The sequence below is a fragment of the Aquimarina amphilecti genome, from assembly GCF_900109375.1.
Classification (GTDB): domain Bacteria; phylum Bacteroidota; class Bacteroidia; order Flavobacteriales; family Flavobacteriaceae; genus Aquimarina; species Aquimarina amphilecti.
In genome coordinates this window covers 122,655-144,833 of record NZ_FOAB01000001.1, presented here as the reverse complement: position 1 = coordinate 144,833, position 22,179 = coordinate 122,655, and the positions used below count along the sequence as shown (strand labels likewise).

The window sequence follows — 22,179 nt, the reverse complement described above, 5'->3', positions numbered from 1 at the left end:
CGAATTAGTAAGTTTTTTCCAATATTTGTAAAAAAATTCAAGTTTACTCTCTATTTTTACAGAGGGCAAATGTAATGTATTTAAAGTACCTTTGAAAATTATGAAAAAAGAAAATGTAGATGTGTTAGTAATCGGTGCCGGTCCTTCCGGTAGTGTAAGCGCAGCTTATCTTAACAAACATGGAATTAACGTTAAGGTAGTTGAAAAAACAAAATTCCCACGGTTTCAAGTAGGAGAAAGTCTGATTCCTAGATGCATGGATAATTTTAAAGAAGCTGGCCTTCTAGATTGCCTAATGAAACAAGGTTATGAAAAAAAACATGGTGCCCGATTTATCAAGGATGGAGTTAAAGGATGTTTTGATTTTAGTAAAAAATACGGAGAAGGTTGGGATTGGACTTGGCAAGTACCGAGAGATCATTTTGACAAGACTCTAATAGACGAAGCAATACGTCAAGGTGTTAATGTTGACTTTGAAACCGAAGTTACCAATGTAGAGTTTAATGGGACAGATTCATTAACCACAGTAAAGCACAAAGATGGCTCTGAAAGTCAAATCGAAGCAAAATTCATTATTGATTCTAGCGGTTTTGGACGTGTTGTTGCTAGGCAATTGGGACTTGAAGCTCCTTCTAAATTAGCGGAACATGGATCCATTTTCACACAAGTAAAAGACACCAAAAGACCCGAAGGAACAGAAGGCACAACTATTACTTTTGAAATTATAGAGACCGAAGTTTGGTTTTGGTATATCCCATTTTCTAACGGAAATACAAGTATTGGTTTTGTAGGGCCTATGGAATGGATTAATAAATTTGAAGGAAATAAAACCGAAGTTTTACAGCAAATGATGAAAACTTCGCCATATTACTATGAGCAGTTTAAGGATATCCCATATTTATTCGAACCGTATAAGGTAGAAAACATTGCAAAAAATGTAACTAAACTATTTGGTGATGGTTTTGTACTTACCGGTAATAGCGCAGAGTTTCTAGATCCTGTATTTTCATCAGGGGTATCTTTTGCAACAGAAACAGGTCTTTTATCTGCTAAATTAGCTATCAAACAACTGAACGATGAAGAAGTTGATTGGCAAACTGATTTTGTAGATTACATGAGACAAGGAGTTGATGTATTTACTACCTATGTAAAAGAATGGTACACTGGTAATTTACAGAAAATCATATTTCATGATAAACCCAATGAAGATTTCAAAGAGCAAATCTGTGCAGTGCTCGCGGGTTACGTTTGGGATAAAACAAATCCATTTGTAAAAAAGCATAGTCATATTGTAAGAAATGTGGCAAAGCTTGTAGAAATGGAAGAAAATATGTCAGAGTAGTTTTTCTGATAACAATAAAAAAAGGAGGCAATTGCCTCCTTTTTTTGTTTACAAAAGTTAGTGTAGCTACTAACAACTACTCTAAAACAAGTTTAATTATTAGTTAATATGATTTCCATATAGTTTATTACTAATATTTAATAACAACTTAGAACGCTTATATTAAAAACCTAAACCTGGACCACCATTATCATCACAATCCCAATCGAACTGAGCAAGAGTCGAAGTAGATATACTAGTATTTTCACAAGAGTTTACATGAGTAACCTTTATTAAAAAACTAAATGTAGATGATGATGATGACTGAACTCTTACCGTAGAAGTTCCTTGTCCAGAAATAACCTGAGACCCATGAAACCCTTCCCAATTATAAGATCCACTATCAACACTACCATTTGGATTAGCATTAAAAGTAAAAACGTCTCCAGGGCAAGACCCTGAGGTTTGTCTTAAATCTATAGCTATTGGTGGGGTACACCCAGTAGACACGCATCTTGTTAGACTATAAGAGTCACTACATACAATCCCTCCATTTCCAGAACCAATCACAAAAACTGATCCTCCACTGAAATTACTCCCTAACCGCAAAGTAACTCTATTAGTTCCCTGACCACTTATTATAGAAATATTTCCACTTTGAATTGACCAATTTACATCATTTACACCAAAATCAGAATCATAAGTAAGCACTAAAGTACCTCCTGGATTCCCACAAGAATTCCCTTTAACATTACATTCTGTTTGTAAAGCTTTATTTTCTGCATCAAAAACCTCTTCATTTAAAGAAAACTCTTCTTTACTACAGGAAAATACTAATGGGACACAAATCAATATCCATAACTTAATGTTTTTCATTTTTATCTTATTTATTAATCGAATTTCACCTCTACTCTATTCATGGCTTTTCGAGTTCCGCCAATTTACACTTGTTGTATACTACTAGGTATCTTAACGAAGTGAAATGTGACTTAGATTTCGATTTTTTTTGATAAAAAAAACATAAAATACTGATAATCAAAGCATAAAAATACAATTACAACAATTGCTCTTTAATGCAACATATCAATACCTGTATCATCATGAAAAAACAAAGCTAAACGCAAAAACCAAAATATTAAAACAACTGTTTTAATATTTTGGTTTTTATACTAGCCTAAAAAATTTATAATTATCTACCCCTAGCTATCTTGTTTATTGCACAATATCTCTTTGGTTATTTAACGTAAACCTATAGTAATAACATAACAACTATTAAAGAAGTTTTAATCCAATTATATGAAAGACCCCATCAATAAACAAGACACATTAATCTTATCCAACGTTATAATCATCAGAATTACAATGTTTCGTATGCGGTATAGTAACTGATTGACAATTATTTGACGCATCATTATTATTATTATTATTCCCATCAGGATTGTGATCATTACAAAGTTCTAATCCATATGAATCATCGTGATAATAGTTTCCTCCATTTATCAAATGCAAACTATTAAGTTTAGAAATTGTAATTTTTCGCAATTGTATCTTTTTTACTTCTATTTTTTTTCTCATACTATTATTTAAAGTTTTCCAAATCAAAAATGATTTTGTTTTAAAAACAAAGATACTAGAGATGTAGGTTTTTCATCATAAAAAAAGAAAACACTAGTGTAATTTCAGGAATCTTTAGTTTCAAAAAGATCAAGTAAACAAGGAATCAAAGGGCGCTCAATTTTTTTATAAAATAAGAAGGTTTGATTCCAGTTTTTTTTAAAAAAGCATGAGAAAAAGACACGGGATTACTAAATCCTGCTATCTCAGAGATAGCTTTAATCGTATATTTTCTAATTTTTTCATCGTCCTTAAGCCTATTCACAATATAGGTTATCCTTAAATCATTTATATAATCTGTAAACTTTGTTTTTTTATAATGATTTAGATATTGGGATAAATATTTAGAATTAGATCCCATTTTTTTTGCTAAAGAATTAACAGATACATCATTGTTAAGATACTTTTCTTCTGCAATAAATAATGAAAGTCCATCTTCAATTCTTTGAACAATCTCTTTAGATAGAACTACAGATGAAACTTGGTTTTTTGTGATTTTAGAAACTTGTATTACTTTATCATTTTCCTTTAATAAAACTTGAAATTTTTCTTGATACCCTCTTCTTATTTTTATATTTCTAAACACTAATAAAGAACAAATAATTAAAAAAAGTATAGACGACAAAATCCCCCAAGTAAGCTTACTAGAATTAGCCCTAGTTAAATCTAAAATCATTTCGTCTTTTTCCCTAAACTTTAAAGGAGTATCAAATTTAGTAACAATACGATCACTAATATCCTGATAACTAACATACATCAAACTATCATACTTAGCTAATCTATTGTGATAATAGAGTAACTCTTCTGTTTTATTTTCTTTTTTATAGTAATCAATTAATAATATATAAGTTTCTTTTATTTCCGGAATGAAGTCTGGGCGTATTTTTAGCAGGCTATCAACTTTCTTTAGTTCATTTATACCTTTTTGTATCTTTTTTGAACCCATATAAGATTTCCCTAAATAAAATCTAGAAAAAATCAAATTAGAATAATCTTCATTTTCCAACAAAAAGGGAATTACTTTTATAATACTATCTATTGACGGTTCATATTGCTTTTTGAAATAAGAATTCACACCTTCATTCATTATGAAATACTGTTTCATATCATCCAGGCCATAATCTACAGATTTCTGTATTCCATACGTATTAACAGTAGTTGCGGAATCGGATTTACCTTGTTTGGTATAAGAATCTGAAATTGCAAATAAGGCTATCAAATAAGGCCTTATGTTTTTATTTTGGTTTTTCTCATAAGGTTTATAACACTCTTTGAAGATTTTTAAAGCTTCTTCATATTTCCCTATGTGATTTTTAAGTAACCCAATATTAAATTTTACATCATTAGCCAATTTATGGTTATTTTCTTGTGCTATATCTAATGCTAAAAAATAATTACTAAGTGCTTCTTTGTAATTAGCTTTGCTAAAATATAGATACCCTTTCTTAAAATAACTAAACGCTGGATAGACAGAATGCTCTTTGTTTAGAGCATAAAAGATAGATTTATCAATAAAAGCCAGTTTTAAAGAATCTTTTTCCGTAGCATCACTCATAAAAGCATATGTTTTCGCTATCTCAATTGAATCCTTTGTAGATAGGCTTTTATAATACAAACATTTTAAATAAAAATTAGCTTTTTCAGGAAACTTACTATACTTATAATACCTGCTTTTTAATTCTTTCAATGAGGTGTCTCCTAACGAATCAGGAATACTAAAACGTTTTACATTATTGTCAAATGAAAAGTCCAAACTTTCTTGTGCTTGACACAAAAAAGAGAAACAAAATATAAAAAGGCAAGCATAAGAGTATTTGAACATTAACGATTACTTTATAAAACAATTTGGCTGATAAAATTATAACATTTTTTTCAATCAGAAATAGAAGAAAAAACTAAGATTCGTATAAATAAAAATTCCGGAATTAATAGTCCATTTTCAGGAATCTATAATAACACCATTTGTTAATCTATAAGTCTCCGACCTACCTTTGAATTGGACAAGACACTACATCTAAAAAGATCATTTATCGTTTTTCTTTTAATATAAATCAAAATAAGAAATCCATCCTAATTCAATTTTTATAGAAGTCAATTTTCTTTATGATAAGGATAGGGTAATCTAAACATATAAAGAATAAAAAAAATGAACACAAATCAGATTGTTATTGGAATCACTAATGGAGATAAATACATTCTAAACGAGTTTTATCAAAATCAAATTAAATATGTAAAAAACTATGTGTTAAACAATCAAGGAAATACTGAAGATGCAGAAGATATCATGCAAGAGTCTATAATGGAATTATATAAAAAATTGAGGTTTGATAATTTTAAAATTAAAGGTTCTATTGTCTCTTATTTTTTTGGAATTTGCAAAAATCAATGGCTAACCAAATTAAAAAACAAAAAAAGATTTCCTACTCGAGAAATTAATGAAACCTATCATGAAGGTGCCAATGATACTTTAAGAAATTTCTTAGAAAACGAAGAACAAAAATATTTATACAAAAGATCATTTCAAAAACTAAGTGATGAAAATCAAAAAATACTGACCCTTTATTTTGAAGGCAAATCAATGCAAGAAATTGCTGTTACCTTGGGATTTAACGAAGTTAACATTAGAAAAAAAAAGTTTAGAGCAAAAAAGAAATTAATAGAAATTATACAACAAGATCCTATCTACCAAGAACTAGCATGTTTTTGAAAATTAACCAATTATATCACACAAAATATTTAGATGAAACAGGCAACAGGTTCCATATACTCATAAAAAATCCGGTTATTTAGCCAAAGAAACTTTTAGTAACAAATTATTCTTTTTACCATCATAGGCTTCGAAAATCATGTCTTGATTAGGCAAGATTGCTGCTTTATAAACTTCTAAATTATCAAGACGAGAATTTCTAATATCACTCCCGGTAAGTATAGGTTCTTTTATCACTTCTCCAGTTGCATCGTCAATTGTATAAGACGTTAAATATAGAAACTCTTTTTTACCATCAAAATATCTAGTTGGATATTCATCAAAAGACCTTTTAAGGTTCGTAAAATCATCTATATGAAATAAATAATGTTTTCCCGAGTTTTTAAAATTCATATAAGACATACTCTTTTTTCCTCTCGCTCCTGTTTGATACTTAGGTAATCTATGAAACCATTTCACTGTCTCTTCAGAAGAAATTTTAGAAGCAATTACATCTCTGTAATAGTATTTATATGTTGTTCTAGAACCAGAAGAACTTGATGTAGTAAATGACTCAACATATCGTTGTTCTCCCAAAATCACAAAACTGGCATCATCGTTATAAACAACATTATTCACCTTTAAACTTTCAAAATCTAGTTTATCTTTTTCGTCTTGAGTTCCTTCATTAATTCTTGTTTCTCTTTTTAAAGCATAGTCCTGAACAATAGTTGTAGGAATGTCACTTTTAATAACAGAAGAAACAAGTCCAGTATCATCTAACTTTGCAGAAAACATACCAGAAGCTTCTATTTTATTATCGTTATTAACATAAAAACCCGACACTCTTACTTTACCTTGTTTATCTAAACCAATAACGGCATCCATTATAGACTTTCCAGGTAATTCTATTTTGCTTTTAATAATTTCTTTAGGGTTTTCCTTTATTTTAAAAACTTCAGTTCTATAAGAATACTCTAATTTATTTTTTTCTTCAGCATTAGAACTAAAAACAGAAGCTGTCATATAGAAACTCCCTTCATTATCAATAGCAAAATCCTCATTTTCCAACCACTTATTGGCATAAGGCAATTTTACTTTTCGACTCCAAATAAGCTTCAAACTAGAATCATATACACTAATTCCTATTTTATCAGCTTTATCATTTGCTGTTTTAACTCTAAACAACACTAATAATTTAGTGCCATCAAATGATTTCTTAAAAACAAATTTGTTAATTCTTCCGCCTGCATCAAAACCATAGGTACTTTTAAAACCAACATCATTATTAATATTATCCTTATCACTCCCTACCAAAACCGGTTTCTCTGCTATAATTCCGGTAAGAGATATTTTTTGCGCGAATGCTTTATCTTTAACGGTATAAAAAGCGACTGCTTTTCCATTAAGGTCCATGACCGTCTGAAAATCACCTTTATCCTCTATAACCTGTCTTTTCTTTACATCTTCTTTTAGATCATCTAAAGAAAAACGTTGAATAGTCATGCTCTTTCTTCCTTTTTTAATTGCCACCATTCTATCTCCTGATGCTACATAATAAGAATTAGCACTCTTAATTCTTTTATACTTCTCTCCTATTTCAAAATTGAAATCTTTAGAAAGAATAGGCTTTTGGGCATAAGAATATCCACATAGAAAAACTGCAAATAGTACTAAGAATTTAATTTTCAATTTAGAGGACTTTTTATCTGAAATCATATCACATCATATTAGGTCAAGTATCACAAATATATGATTCTTGATTGAAACGTCTATTTTAGAAACTCTAAAACAATTATTAAACATTTAAAAAAAAATATTTTCGACAAAAAATCTGATTTTCAACTTTTTAAAAAAACAATGCTAATAAATTACAAATAATGCTAAAAAAATGTTGCATTGTAGATTCATAAAAGCTACATTTGCATCCGCATTTGAGATATTAATGTGGAGTTCATAATTTTTTTTGAATTTAGGAGAGGTGCCAGAGTGGTAATGGAGCAGATTGCTAATCTGTCAACGCGTAAGTGTTGCCAGGGTTCGAATCCCTGTCTCTCCGCAATTATTTCAATGACTATTTTATTTTTTTAGTATTGAAATTTTTGAATAGTTACACTTCGGGGTGTAGCGTAGCCCGGTTATCGCGCCGCGTTTGGGACGCGGAGGTCGCAGGTTCGAATCCTGCCACCCCGACAATAATAGAGTTACGGGCTCGTAGCTCAGCTGGATAGAGCACCTCCCTTCTAAGGAGGCGGTCATAGGTTCGAATCCTATCGGGCTCACGAAAAGTCTTATCTTTTAAAGGTAAGACTTTTTTGTTTTCTGCATATTTCCTCTAATAGAAGCATCTATAAATAATATGATATAACAATATATTGGCATACTAGTTGATCTTCCCGATTGGAATTATTAATTATATAATGTTATACATAGATAATTTTAAAAAATAAATATCTTTGCGAACGTTAAAAAAAACCTAATTATGAAAAAACTATTATTTGTAGCTATTATTATGGCAACTACTGTTGTTTTTGCTCAAAAAAGAAAAGATCAAGAAGGAAGTATCAAAAACCTAAAAGGAATTACTGAGTATAACCTTGTCTTTGATTATGAAAACATTAAAGTCCACAAATTCGACACTGAAGAAGAGTTTCTAAAGGATAAAATGGAAAAAAGAGAAAAGAAAAATCCAGGAGAAGGTAAAGGAGAAGAATTTAAAAAATCTTGGTTTGCAGATCGAGAAGAAAGATATGAACCAAAATTCATCGAATCTTTTAACAAACGTTTTGACGAAGGAGCTGTAAAAGTTGGTAAGGACCTTACTAGTGCTACACACACTATGAAAGTGAAAACTACGTGGATATATCCAGGATATAATGTTGGTGTTTCTAGACAACCTGCTAAAGTTAATGCTACGATTACGGTCTATGAAACTGCTAACCCGGACAAGATATTATATTCTACTAATTACATAAAAGTTCCAGGAGGAGGGGCATTTGGAAATGATTATAACACTGGTTATAGAATTTCTGAAGGATATGCGAAACTTTCTAAAGAGCTTGCAAAGTATATTAAGAAAAAAGCAAAATAATCTTTTTTGGTTTTATAAAAAAAGCGGTAATATTAATATTACCGCTTTTTTATTATCACAACATTACTAACTACTTTTTTAGTAATTTATAACTTTGCTTTGATGAATTACCATATAACTTTAGAAAATATATTCCTGTTTCCCTTCCTTCTAAATTAAATTCTATTCTCTCTTCCTTTTGACCAATCATACCATGTGTTATCAACTTCCCGGAAATATCTACGATTCTATATCGAATAAATTGATGATTCGATTGTAAAACAATTTGCCCTTTATCAGATATTGGGTTTGGATACACTTTAACTTCGAAAATACTGTCATTTAACCTTTGTAAGTCATCGCTACAAGATCCAACTACAAAATCATGTTTAGATCCTGCCGTATTATTTTCACCTCCTGTTGGTAAACTGTAAGTGTAATAAAAATAGATCTGTTCTCCAATATTAGCATTTATTTGGAATGGCGTATTAGGAGTAACTAAGTAACCTGGATATGGCCCCATTGCGCTAGTACCATAATATAAAATACAAATATTATCCCCAGCTCCAACCAACTCAGGAACAAACATTATAGTAGGGTTTGTTGAATCTGATGAGATTTCATAGCTATATTGGTTATTCACTGCCAATCCTGTACAATTAGTAGTATTGGTATCTTCTGAAGCTCTAAACTCTATAAAATTGAGATTCAAACCATTCGAATCAAAAACAACTCGTAATTCATGATCTCCGTTATTTATTGAAATTCCTGTTACAGAAACTGTTTCGTAATCTTGCCAATTGCCAGTATTAGGTACTGATATCACTTCCGTAATGGCAATTCCATTCAGCTCTAAATGAAACTTACCATTGCCGTTAGGGGAGGCTACACGGAAGTCGATATCATAACTATTATTAGAATTAGTAGCACTTATATCATAAGCTAACCATTCATTAGCGTCAATCCATCCTACATTGTAGATTCCTCCAAGAGCATCTCCTGTATTTTCTATATCTACATTATCCTGACGATAAGCTCCTCCTGTATTTCCAGATGTTACATCATGATAACCTACACCCTCTCCACCTTCTTTGTAATCCTCAGCTTGTATTATTCCCGGAATAGTTTCAAACGGACTAGCATTTTCGTTTACCGTTATGGATGCTATACCAGAAACTGATCCGCTTGAAGCGGTAATAGTATAAATTCCTATATCTGAGCCTATAAATAAACCATTTGCATCTATAGAACCTCCATTACTAGTCCAATTAAAAGTAGTATCAAAAGATTCTCCATTTTGATCATAACCTTGTGCTTGAAATAACTGATCTTGTCCCAAATTAAGACTACTTGTAGAAGGAGTTATTACAATAGAAGTTAACACTGGTAAATCCTGTTCATCTTCCTGAGTTAAAATTCTTAAATTATCAATATAAAATGTATCACCAGATTCTTGTCCAGGATTAAAAAGTAAAACTATATTATCTATCTGAGCATCTGTTACAATCAGATCTGGTGTAGCTGTCAATATAAATTCTAAAGTATGCCAATTACCTTGCTCCTTTATTGCTGCTTGATAAATACTATGCCTTCCTGATGGGTAATTATCTGTATTAGATAATGAACTTGCCTCTAATTGCCAACTAACAATAGTTCCAATCGGAGCAGTTGTATATACATCCATTGCAAACCTCTTCTCTTCAGACACATAAGAACTGGCATCCGTTATATAATTAGTATCAAAAAATAACACATCATAAAGCTCTGTATTATCTCTTACATAACGCCCTGCTTGTGATGAATTATTTACATCATTTACCTCAGGGTTTACTATATTTTCTATGTAACTACCCGTCGTAGTATTATTTAATGAAATATTGTTTACTCCATTATAATTATGAATCATCTCAGAGAATTCATACGTAGGTGGATACTCAGTAATACCATATCTAAAATTATCAAAATAGTATGTTTCTGATATGTTAGAATTAGGATTAAAAAGAATTGAAATCTCATCTATAGATAAATTAGATGTTCCTGCATCTGGAGCTGTAGTATAACTAAATGCGATAGTATGCCATTGATTCTGTTCTTTGACAACACTTGTATATTGACTATTTCTTCCTGCTGGAAAATCATTATCTGATCCAATACGATTTTCTAAACTCAAAGAAATTTCTGTTCCTACGGGAGCAGATGTAAAAACATCCATAAAAAAGATATTATCACCATCTATAAAAGAACTTGAATCTTTTATAGCATCCGTATTAAAACTCACAACATCATATAGCTCAAAAGTTCCTCGTTCATATTTGGCTACGCTAGCACTATTATTAACATCGTTTGGATTTGGGTTAGGCACATCTACGGAATATTCGCCATTTTCAAAAAATAATTCTAATTGATTTATTTCATCATAATCAGCTATAATAATTTCTTCTAATAAAGTAGGATCAGGTGCATCCATTTTCCGCATATTATCAATATACACTGTATGTCCTGTAAAACTATCTGGATCAATCAATAATACAAATTGATCCACATCTAAAGCTCCTACACTAGCATCTGGCCTATCTAATAACTCAAACTCTAATGTTTCCCATTGATTCTGGGAAATTGTTTTCGCACTGTATCTACTATGACGCCCCGCTGGCCAATCACCTGCCGAGAGCGAACTGTTTTCTATCTGTAGTATAAATTCTGTACCAATCGGTGCATCACTATACACATCTAACCAAATGGATTTTTCTCCAGAAGTATACTCCAAAGCATTCCCTATATTGGACGTTGTCATATACAATCCATCATATTGTGCTCCTGTAGCTCTTATATACCTTCCTACAGTTGAAGAATTATTACTATTACTTGACCCAGGGTTTGGAACAGATTCACTTAATGCACCATCTGTGGTTGATGTATAGGTTAAGTTTCTATTTCCTTCAAAATCTTCAAAAACATATTCTAAAGTTTTAACAGGATCCACAGAAACGCTCATCTTAAATTCGTTTGTACCACATTCTGGAATATTAACCACAACTCTAACATCTCCTTCTGCAATCCCCCAATCAACCAATATAGAATTCGTTCCTTGGCCAGAAGTTATCGTTGCATCTGCAGGTACCGTCCAATTATAAGAAGCTCCTTCTGTTTGTGTAATTGTATAAGGCTTATCTGTTTCTCCTTCATAAACATTATTATCTCCAACAAGCTGTGTGTTAAAAGTTCCACTATATACCCGAACATAATCAACTTCCATCTGCGTAGGATAATCTGCTGGTGTAGGCGGGATATTTCCTGTATAAGGAGTTCCAGGACCTCCAACTGCTACATTAAGTATTAAATACCAATCTCCTTCACTAAAAGGCCAAGGGTCTACCGTATTACCAGGAGTTACCGTATGATACAACTGATCATCAACATACCATCTTATTTCATTAGGTTCCCATTCCACAGCATACTCATGGAAACCAGCAGAAAGGTCTAATCCAGCGTTGAATTCCCTTCCGTTATATTGCCATCCTCCATTAGAATAATGTACCGTACCACCTATGCTTTCAGGATTTTTATGCTGAGATTCCATAATATCAATTTCACCTGTAAAAGGCCAACTCCCATTCTCTGGTAACATCCAGAAAGCGGGCCAAATGCCACCGGCTGATGGTAATTTTATACTAGCTTCATATCGTCCATATTTCGAATTAAACTTCCCTGCGGTTATCAGTTTGGATGATGTAAATTGTTTACCACCTGCAGCTTCATTTCTAGTGGTAATTACTAAATTGCCATTTTGTACAGTGGTATTTTCTGGTTGGTACCATTGTTCTTCTGCATTACCCCAACCACAGAGTGTGGGACAACCATCTCCATTATCAAAACTCCATTTGGTAAGATCAACAGTAGATCCATTAAATTCATCATTAAAAATAAGTTCTGAGCATTGCGAATATCCTATTTCTATTGACCAAATAAGAATAATGCAAATTGTAATAGCTTTAAAAAATAAACCCTTTTTCATAATTAAAATTATTAGATTGTGTTAGTTATTTTTTTATAAATCTTGAAACGTTCCAAGTATTATTCTGATACGTCTTAATAAAATAAGTTCCAGTTTGTAAAGAACTTATATCCACTTTTAATACTTCATTACCAGCGGGAACTTGTATTTTTTGAATTACTTTTCCAGATACATCAACTATGAATAGACTTAATTTACTAGTAACTCCATAAATATTTAATTGATCTATTGCTGGATTTGGAAACGTAATTATTTCGAAACTATCCGTTTTAACATCATCTATTTCGTTAAGTCGTTGTGAATCTTGATTTGTTATTTTAATCCAGTTAATATTCCAGCCACCTGATATTGCATATATCCCAAAAGGGTATGTACCTGCACTTACAGTAACTAAATGAGAAACCGTAGTCCAATTTTGCCATCCACCTGTATTCGGTATATCAACTTCTCCCAAAATAATCGCTCCTGCATTTAAATCTGAAGATAACCTAGCATTACTTCCCAAACCAGCAACTCTATACTCGATAAGATAATTACCCGAAGTAGGGAAATTAATATTATTGTAAACCATCCAATCTCCATTATCAATATATCCTACGTTTTCTCCTCCTTCGATACAGGGTTCAATCTGAACTCCATTCATAGATGAAAAGTTTTCTGCCTCAATCAACTGACTTACTTCATTATCAGTTGTTTTAGAAATAATTATTGAGGTCATTTTATCATTCCAATTATCGTCATTAGTTAAACAACTATCATCAGTTGTTTTTACTAAACTGGCACCCGTAAAATTGTCATCCCAATAAAGAGTTGCTTTATACCCTGATCTCACTCTTAAAGAAGACACCTTATCATTAGGTATTCCCAAAGAAGTAAGTTGAGATAAAGTATAACTACCTTCAGAAAGTCCTGCTTCAATTCCAGAATAAGAACAGTCAAGGTACAATGTTACTGGCGGATCATTAGGTGTAGAATTTCCATCAATCCCTCCTAATGTAATTTTAATATTCCTTGGATTAGGAGTATGAATAGTAGCAGATTGATTATAAACATCATCATAAGCAAAAGTGTAAGTTTGACTTTCGAAACTAATATCCGTTTGATGGAAAAACTTAGAATACCAATTATAAGGCCAGGTTTGGTAATATTTAGAAGTATCACCAAAATCTTGTAAAACTCCTGAAGATATATTTAAATCAACAGCATGCCTCGTAATTGCAGCGACCATTTGAGATTGCACCACTAAATCCCATCGATCACCTAATGCCATAACACCACTACCTTCCATAGCTTCTATAGTTGTTGGCTTACCAAAAATAGTTCCTATCTGACCATCACTATCTCTTCTAAAAACAAAATTAGTTCCTTGCACACTTCCTCTCCAAATACCAGCATCTGATGTAAATGCCAGTTCCTGATTTGAATATTTGGACCATATATCATTAATATATCCATCCATAAAGTTATCGGGAAACGTTTCTACTTTTGTAGGGAAATGAATTGAGCCATCAGATTCCTTTAATAAGCTTTGAAACTCACTAGGAGCTGTACTCTTCCATTGATCTAAAATCTCAGCATGCTCCTTTAGTTCTCCAACTTTTTTATAAAAATTGTCCCCCCAAACTTCCAGTCCCATAGGATATTGATATGCATCCACTCTTGATGTGTTACACCAAAGTCCAAAATCATTGAAAGTTAATTCGATCAATTCAAATTTAATACCTTGATTAGGATCAGTATGATTCGCTAAATTAGGAGCAGCATACCCACTTGGTGATCCAGAATGTCCAAAAAAGTATAAATACAATTGACTTTTAAAGGAAATCATTATTCGGCATCCGCCTATTTTGGGAATCTGAATCGTTTTATTTGGGATATCACTTAGTTTACGAAAGCAATCTGCATATTTCCCATCAAGCCCAGGCCCTTGATTTCCATCAATAACAGGTCCTTGCACTGTATTAATTGATGGATCCATATTATGAACCTGACCATTTACAGGGTCTACCCATACATGTCCATCTGTAATACCTACTATTGCAACAAAAACCTCATTATCTGGATATTCTGAGGTATTCACTATTTCATAAGGTAAAGTTTGTCCTTTTACTACAACACTAAAAAATAGCAGTAGTCCTAATAGTTTAGGAAAGTTCTTGATTTTTGGTTCGGTTTTTAAGAATAGGTTTGTTTTCATCATTAAAATGGTTTGTGTAATTAAGTTAGTTTTAAAAAATTCATATTAATAATCCTAAGCCATATGTAATTTATACATACAGCCATACTATTTTTTATACTCTGATTGTTTCAACCAAACAATCAGAACACTACATATGTTTTTTCCCAAGTAATCCTGATAAATAGAAGTGTTTTTAAATACATCCATTATCTATTTCCGTGTGTGATATTTAAAAAAATATCAACGTCTTAAATCTGATTTTAGTTGTATATCGAATATATACTGAGCTAAAATCAAGGGTAGAGCTGAATTAAATATTCCTTGTTATCATGGTATTTATTTCCGGATTTTGATGTAATCAATCGCAAATTTCTTTGGAAAGATAGTGTCATCAACTTCTGGACCCCCAAAATTACCACCAATGGCAAGGTTAATAATTATATAAAATGGCTTATCAAAAGGCCATGTTTTATCATTTTTAATTTCTGGAGAAAATGTATAAACCAGTTTATTATCTATATAAAAATCTATTTTTTCTTTAGTCCAAATAGATTTATAAACATGAAAACCTTCTTCTATAGCATAATCAATAGTTTTCTTAGAATTCACGGTGTCTCCAAAACTTTCTCTAGTATGTAAAGACGTATAAATGGTATGAGGTTCTTTCCCTACATATTCCATAATATCTATTTCGCCACAGTCCGGCCATCCTAGATCATCAATATCTGCCCCTAACATCCAAATTGCAGGCCATAACCCATGTCCAGTGGGTAACTTAGCACGTACTTCTATCGTACCATATTGAAACTCAATTTTGCCTTTTGTAGTTATCCTACTAGACCCATAGATATCACCTTTTTTAGTCGCAGTAATAATCAAATTACCGTTTTCTAATTTGGCATTTTCTTTAGTATAAATTTGTCTTTCATTATTACCCCAACCACATAAGTTAGGGCATCCATCTCCTAATTGATAATTCCAATAAGACTCATTTAACTGAGGTTCATCAAAATTTTCTTCCCAAATAATTGGATCCGATTCTTGACAAGAACAAAAGAATGATAAAAGAATAAAATAGGTTAAGAGTTTTTTCATTTTACTTTAATTCAAAAGTTGATTTAATAGTTTTATCAGAGCTTCCACCTACATAGACTTCAAACCCTCCTTTTTCTACAATCCAATTATTATCATTATCATAAAACCCCAAAGTCTCAGCGTTCAATTCAAAATTAATTGTTTTAGTTTCCCCTGGTTTTAAAGAAGTCATTTCAAAACCTTTCAATTCTTTTACTGGTCTTGTAACGCTTGCAAACAGATCTTTAATATATAATTGCACCACTTCTTTTCCATCATAATCACCTGAATTAGTTACATCAATAGACACTTTAATTTTTGGAGTATTAACCGAACTGTCTTCTGCATCTATCTTAAAATTACTATACTCAAAACTAGTATAACTTAACCCGTGACCAAATGCATATAACGGAGAGTTCTCTTGATCCGAATAATGTGACCAAAAAACAATATCAGGAGCTGGTTCTATTGGTCGACCTGTATTTTTATGATTATAATAAATCGGTACTTGACCTACATTTCGAGGAAATGACATCGGTAATTTTCCGCTAGGGTTATACTCTCCATATAAAACCTGAGCTATCGCGTTTCCGCTCTGTGAACCAAGGTGCCAAGCCTCGACGATTGCGGGAATATGTTCATCTGCCCAAGTAATAGCCAATGGTCTCCCGTTGTTTAAAACTAAAACGATATTCTTATTGACTTTATAAATTTCTTCTAAAAGGTCTTGTTGTACACCAGGTAGATCAAGTTCTGTTCTACTTCTTCCTTCTCCACTTTGGAAACCGACTTCACCTAAAACCATTACCACTACGTCAGACTGCGCTGCAACCTTAATTGCTTTTCCAAACTCACTTTTGTCTGTAGTATTAATTTTAGTTTCCATTACAAATGCCGTATTTCCTAAAGAAACATCAGCTCCTTTGGCATAAACTAATGTATTGCCTTTATATTGTCTCATTCCTTCTAAAACAGAAACAGCTGTATTATCATCTGCGGCAATTCTCCAACTTCCTAATGGGCTATTTTTATCTTCTGCTAAAGCTCCAATTAAAGCTATTTTCTGTCCTTCCTTTTTTAGTGGAAGTAATTTATTCTCATTTTTAAGTAATACAATGGATTTTTTAGCAACATCAAGTACTGTCTCATGATTTTCTTTACTTCCTAAAATTGTTTTCTCTCTATTCGCATCACAATATTTATAGGGATCATCAAATAAACCCAGTTCATATTTTACTCTAAGAATTCTTCTTGCTGAATCCTCTATCAAATGTTCTTTTACTTTTCCTTCTTTAACTAAATCAGCTAAATGTTCTACATATAGATAGGATTCCATATCCATATCTGATCCAGCATTAGCTGCCATTTCTGCAGCACTTTTCCCGTCTTTTGCATATCCGTGAGCTATCATTTCTGTAATCGACCCCCAATCCGAAACTATAAAACCATTAAAACCCCAATCCCCTTTAAGAATATCTCTCTGTAACATTTTATTCCCTGTTGCAGGTATACCATTAAGCACGTTAAACGAATTCATAAAAGTTTTTACTCCTACTTTATTTGCAGCTACAAAGGGAGGAAAAATCATATTATTTAAAGTAGAAGTTCCCACATCTACGGTATTATAATCTCTTCCAGATTCAGAAAAACCGTATCCTGCAAAATGTTTTGCACAAGCAGCGATAGTATGATTTGCAGATAGGTCTTCTCCTTGAAAACCTTGTATTCTTGCAACACCAATTTTAGAACCTAAAAAAGGATCTTCTCCTCCACCTTCCATAACTCTTCCCCATCTGGCATCTCTAGATATATCCAACATTGGTGCAAAGGTCCAATTAATTCCAGCTGCAGAAGCTTCCAAAGCTGCTACCTCAGCAGATTTTCTAATCGCTTCCATATCCCAACTTGCAGATTCGGCGAGTGGAATAGGACTCATTGTTTTATATCCGTGTATAACATCAAACCCTATAATAAGAGGAATTCCTAATCTCGATTCTTCTACGGCTATTTTTTGTACTTTTCTTACATCTTCGACTCCTCTAACATTTAACATAGAGCCTACCCAACCTTTTCGTAAGTGTTCATATTTTTTAGCAGCTACTCCTTCCTTAGGTTGTGGACCCGTTAAATCCCAAAAACCGTTATATTGATTCATCTGACCAATCTTTTCTTCTAAGGTCATAATAGCAAGAAGTGAATCTACTTTTGCTTCTATTTTACTATCTAAACCGTCCGAAACGATTGTTGTATTAGTAGTAACACCTTCGGGTTTCTCTGAGGAAGAATTGCAACTCACTAAAAACAAACTACAAAGGATACTAACAAATATGAAATCACTCTTTTTCATCATAAACAATCTAAAAATTTTATTTAAGCATTATTAATGTTAATGAGGAAGGCTATCTGTGGTAAATAACCTTCCTGCTAAAAACAATTTAAAACTAAGTGTATATCTATTGATAAACTCTTACATAATCAATTTCCATAGTAGACTCTGTAAATGCAGGATCTATGGCTCCTCCAAAAGTTCCTCCCATTGCTACATTAAGTATCAGGAAGAAATCATTATTATAAAAAGGTAAATTATTTGAATAGGGATACGTATGATATGGATTGCCATCAATAGAAAACACTATTTCTGTTGATGACCATTCTACACTATACACATGAAAGTCTGTTGATGCCCCTGCAATATTTGTCTCTTCAAAAATTGCATTTCCTCCATTATTTCCTGGGAAATGAAGCGCACTGGACACTACATCCTGATTATTTCCAACATGTTCCATAATATCAATTTCTCCACAGTTTGGCCATCCAACTTCTGTTATATTAGAACCTAACATCCATATAGCAGGCCAAGTTCCACCACCTGTTGGTAACTTTGCACGAACATCCACCTTTCCATAAGTAAATGAAAATAAATCTTGAGTCTTTATTCTAGAAGAAGTGTACCCTCCATTTTCAGCCTTCGCTGTTATTTTAAGTAATCCATCTTCTACAATTACATTGCTGGCATCATCAGTATATGATTGCGATTCTCCATTTCCCCATCCATTATCACCAGTTCCTAGATCATATGTCCAATTTGTTGCATTTGGAGCTCCATTTGTATCAAACTCATCAGCCCATACTAATGTATCAAAAGGTGGCTCTGCTATATCTCCAGTTCCTGAGTCTTCTGGAACAAATGTATGATACCATGCTAATTGTCCACCTCCAAAATCACTAGAAACTTCTTGAATACCACGAACACTAAGTTTATCTGCAGTAAGTTCTATTACTTCATATTCCATAGCACCAGACCAATAAGACAACATACTATTCTCTACACTAATAATTCGTTTTCCTTCTTCGTTTTCAAAAATCACAAAACTAGTGTTAGTAGCTATCTGATCAGTAATATCTCTACATTCATCGACAAACTGTGTTGGCGTATCATTCGGAAAAAATCTAGTCACCTCAGCCCAATTCATAAAACTTTGATTAGCATCTCCTGTAGTTAACTCGAAGCTATAGTTATCATTAGCATCATAACTAAATGTAAGCACATCATCATATATACAAGGATCTAATTGATTTGGAGAAGCACTAAAAAACTCCGGAAAATCATTAGTAGTAGGTCCAACACCAAAATGCCCTCCAACACTACGATCCCAAACCCATCTTTTATTACCATCTCCACCGATCATCTGAAGAGTTTCTTGGTCTATAAATAATCGTACATCCAAATCTAATTCAATTGTTTGGGAAGAAGATGTTCCTCCTGTTCCAAAAGCAACTACTGTAATAAAAACCGAATATTGACCCGATTGCGTATACCTAAAAGTTAGTGACTCTCCTGGTTTAGCTACTAATGGATCTCCATTTTGAGTAAAGAAAACATGGAAATTAAGTGCATCATCAGCTCGCGGAGTAATTGTAACATTACCCGTTTGTCCATCCTCTATAACCGCATCAATCTGTAGATTGGATGGCGGTAGAATCGTTCCTAACTCTGCATCATCATCCTGACAACCAAGGAATGTTGCTAAGATTATTAATAGGAGTATTTTTTTATATGTATGTATCATCTAAATCATTTTTTGTCCTCAGTTAGTATACTTTACTTCTATATAATACACTGAAGCATTTATAATTGATTATTAATTTTATAAACCTTAAAGACGTATTAATCTATATTGCCAGAATACTCCAGAACCTGCCTCAACAAAAACTGATATCGTATTTGTATCTACAAATGTCAGACTATATGTAATAGAGCTCGGTACTGCTACGTTAGGAAGTTCTCCTTGGTTATTTGCTTTTGCTAAACCTACATATGCTCCATCTCCATTTATTGTTAATGTGCCAGCAGTTTCATCATAAGTATAAGTTGCAGCGTTAGAACCATCATGAGGAGTTACTGGAGTTCCACACGCATCACTTCCTCCTTGCCATCCTTCAATCCAAGATTCTCCATTTAACACATTACTAAAAGTCCCATTAGCGCTAAAAACGTAAAGGTCATTATAATAACAAGCTCTTTCCAAAACACAAGCATCATCGCAAGCAAACCAACTAGTATCGCCTGGAGTTGGCCCTACACCTAAAGCACCTGCTTCCGGAGCTAATTTCCACACTCCTTCAATTGGTGTAGCGTACGTTTCTCTTACCAATCTATATTGCCAAAATACTCCTGATCCAGATTCTACAATAACGCTTATTGTATTGTCATCAATAAACGAAACGTCATATGTTATTGAATTAGGTACTGCTACATTAGGAAGTTCTCCTTGATTATTAGCTTTGGGTAATCCAATATAAGCTCCTTCTCCATTAATTGTTAATGTACCTGCAACTTGATCATAATTATAAGTAGCATTTGTATTACCATCATAAGGAGCAACTGGGATACCACACGCATCACTTCCACCTTGCCATCCTTCAATCCAGGTTTCACCACTAAGTACGTTACTAAAACTACCATCTGTATCAAAAACATACAGATCATCATAATAACACGCTCTATCAGCGACACATACATCATCACAAGCAAACCAACTAGTATCACCTGGTGCTGGTCCTACACCTAAAGCTCCAGCTTCTGGGGCTAATTTCCATACTCCTTCAATACTAGCCATAACAGAACTTGTTAATTCTATATCATCAAATAAGTATTCTGAATCATCTCCTGCAATATCAAAATCAAAAAAGATTACCACTTTTTGATATTCATTATTAGTATCTATGGTACTGAAATCAAACTCTAATTCTTCCCAATCATTCGCTACGTTGTTAATAACATCAACCTCGTGAGCTATATTTCCATCAGAAATATTTTCAACTTTTAATTTTACTGTTATTCCACTTTTTGGTGAGAAAACTTTTACCTTAAATAATTTGTTAACAGAAAAATCTATTGGATTTTCTAACTGTAAAAACGAACCTGCAAATACCTGAGCTCCTGAAGGTTTTATAGTCTGACCAACTCTAGCGCTAACATTTAAACCTGTTTGATTTGGATTATCGATAACCTGTGAAGAAGCATCTCCAAAACTAGTAAAACCATAATTGATTGTAAATGACTCAAAATCCACAGGTAATGTAACAGGATCATTTGCTTCAGAAATAGTTACTACTTGTGTAGCTTCCGTTGTTGCAACACCCGCTCCTCTAGCAACTACTCTAACAGTATATTCTCCAGGAGTTTCATATATATGTTCTATTGTTTCATTAGGCATTATAATAGAAGGTTCTTCATTTTCTACGTCTCCAAAATAAACATCAAAAAGAGTAGCAAAATCGGCACTAGCACTTACATTAACAATTGCAGGATTAACAGTGTCCTGATCTAATGTTATCATTAAATTCTCTGGAGCTCTAAATGAAATCGTTAAAAGCTGAGAAAACTCACTAGTAAGACCAGTTGCTCCAATTGCAACGACCCTCGCAGTAAAGGTGCCCTCTCCATAAACATGCTCTGCGGTGCTTCCTGGAGATATTATTGTTGGCTCTTCATTATCTACATCTCCAAAAAAGATCTCAAATGATGAGGTAGAAGCACCGCTAGGGGTTACAGATACTAGACCTGTGTCGTCCGATGCTATATCAAAAACCGCATTTACTTCTGTTGGAGCTGATATACCTTCAAAGGCATAAGAAATATCATCTTCTTTACAACTGTTAAATCCAGCTGCTAGAATAATTATAATTAATAATAATTTTAAAAATTTCATCTTCT

Annotated in this window: 13 protein-coding genes and 3 tRNA genes; 6 read left to right on the top strand and 10 right to left on the bottom strand. The window is 32.7% G+C overall.

Features of this window, described 5'->3' with window-relative positions; all coding sequences use genetic code 11:
• Window positions 1-100: 100 nt before the first annotated feature.
• Complete coding sequence (locus BMY33_RS00620) at window positions 101-1,342, top strand: NAD(P)/FAD-dependent oxidoreductase (RefSeq protein ID WP_091404068.1); 1,242 nt, start codon at window positions 101-103, stop codon at window positions 1,340-1,342.
• Window positions 1,343-1,504: 162 nt separating this feature from the next.
• Here BMY33_RS00620 and BMY33_RS00615 read toward each other — a convergent pair whose 3' ends face one another.
• The 3 genes from BMY33_RS00615 to BMY33_RS00605 all read right to left on the bottom strand — a co-directional run bounded on the left by BMY33_RS00615 (window position 1,505) and on the right by BMY33_RS00605 (window position 4,757).
• Window positions 1,505-2,197 (bottom strand): hypothetical protein, encoded by a 693-nt coding sequence (locus BMY33_RS00615; RefSeq protein WP_091404065.1) that lies wholly within the window; start codon window positions 2,195-2,197, stop codon window positions 1,505-1,507.
• A 456-nt stretch (window positions 2,198-2,653) separates the two neighbouring features.
• Window positions 2,654-2,896 carry a hypothetical protein gene (locus BMY33_RS00610; RefSeq protein WP_091404063.1) on the bottom strand — a complete coding sequence of 81 codons (243 nt, stop codon included), beginning with the start codon at window positions 2,894-2,896 and terminating at the stop codon, window positions 2,654-2,656.
• 145 nt (window positions 2,897-3,041) lie between these two features.
• Complete coding sequence (locus BMY33_RS00605; RefSeq protein ID WP_091404058.1) at window positions 3,042-4,757, bottom strand: helix-turn-helix domain-containing protein; 1,716 nt, start codon at window positions 4,755-4,757, stop codon at window positions 3,042-3,044.
• A gap of 324 nt (window positions 4,758-5,081) precedes the next feature.
• On the opposite strand from BMY33_RS00605, the gene BMY33_RS00600 reads away from it, so the two are divergent.
• The gene (locus BMY33_RS00600) at window positions 5,082-5,642 is read left to right on the top strand and encodes an RNA polymerase sigma factor (protein WP_091404055.1); all 561 of its coding nucleotides are present in this window, start codon (window positions 5,082-5,084) and stop codon (window positions 5,640-5,642) included.
• Between the two features lie 75 nt (window positions 5,643-5,717).
• Here the strand turns inward: BMY33_RS00600 and BMY33_RS00595 are convergent, their stop codons facing one another.
• Window positions 5,718-7,340: a hypothetical protein gene (locus BMY33_RS00595; protein ID WP_139195564.1), complete on the bottom strand. Its 1,623-nt coding sequence runs from the start codon at window positions 7,338-7,340 to the stop codon at window positions 5,718-5,720.
• 256 nt (window positions 7,341-7,596) lie between these two features.
• On the opposite strand from BMY33_RS00595, the gene BMY33_RS00590 reads away from it, so the two are divergent.
• From BMY33_RS00590 to BMY33_RS00575, 4 genes are all read left to right on the top strand, one after another.
• Window positions 7,597-7,680, top strand: a tRNA-Ser gene (locus BMY33_RS00590).
• 59 nt (window positions 7,681-7,739) lie between these two features.
• Window positions 7,740-7,814: transfer RNA gene (locus tag BMY33_RS00585), tRNA-Pro, on the top strand.
• 15 nt (window positions 7,815-7,829) lie between these two features.
• A tRNA-Arg gene (locus BMY33_RS00580) sits at window positions 7,830-7,903 on the top strand.
• A gap of 200 nt (window positions 7,904-8,103) precedes the next feature.
• Window positions 8,104-8,712, top strand: coding sequence for a hypothetical protein (locus BMY33_RS00575; protein WP_091404048.1), 609 nt, complete (start codon window positions 8,104-8,106; stop codon window positions 8,710-8,712).
• 70 nt (window positions 8,713-8,782) lie between these two features.
• Here BMY33_RS00575 and BMY33_RS00570 read toward each other — a convergent pair whose 3' ends face one another.
• The 6 genes from BMY33_RS00570 to BMY33_RS00545 form a co-directional block, all read right to left on the bottom strand.
• The gene (locus BMY33_RS00570; protein ID WP_091404046.1) at window positions 8,783-12,706 is read right to left on the bottom strand and encodes a family 16 glycosylhydrolase; all 3,924 of its coding nucleotides are present in this window, start codon (window positions 12,704-12,706) and stop codon (window positions 8,783-8,785) included.
• A 25-nt stretch (window positions 12,707-12,731) separates the two neighbouring features.
• Window positions 12,732-14,903, bottom strand: a complete 2,172-nt coding sequence (locus tag BMY33_RS00565) for a beta-1,3-glucanase family protein (RefSeq protein ID WP_170836970.1) — start codon at window positions 14,901-14,903, stop codon at window positions 12,732-12,734.
• 318 nt (window positions 14,904-15,221) lie between these two features.
• Entirely contained in the window at window positions 15,222-15,980 is a 759-nt protein-coding gene (locus BMY33_RS00560) for a glycoside hydrolase family 16 protein (RefSeq protein WP_091404039.1), read from the bottom strand.
• Between the two features lies 1 nt (window position 15,981).
• Window positions 15,982-18,306 (bottom strand): beta-glucosidase BglX, encoded by a 2,325-nt coding sequence (gene bglX / locus BMY33_RS00555; RefSeq protein WP_091404036.1) that lies wholly within the window; start codon window positions 18,304-18,306, stop codon window positions 15,982-15,984.
• A 106-nt stretch (window positions 18,307-18,412) separates the two neighbouring features.
• Window positions 18,413-20,029: a glycoside hydrolase family 16 protein gene (locus BMY33_RS00550; RefSeq protein WP_091404033.1), complete on the bottom strand. Its 1,617-nt coding sequence runs from the start codon at window positions 20,027-20,029 to the stop codon at window positions 18,413-18,415.
• Between the two features lie 87 nt (window positions 20,030-20,116).
• Complete coding sequence (locus tag BMY33_RS00545; protein ID WP_091404030.1) at window positions 20,117-22,174, bottom strand: hypothetical protein; 2,058 nt, start codon at window positions 22,172-22,174, stop codon at window positions 20,117-20,119.
• Window positions 22,175-22,179 lie beyond the last annotated feature (5 nt).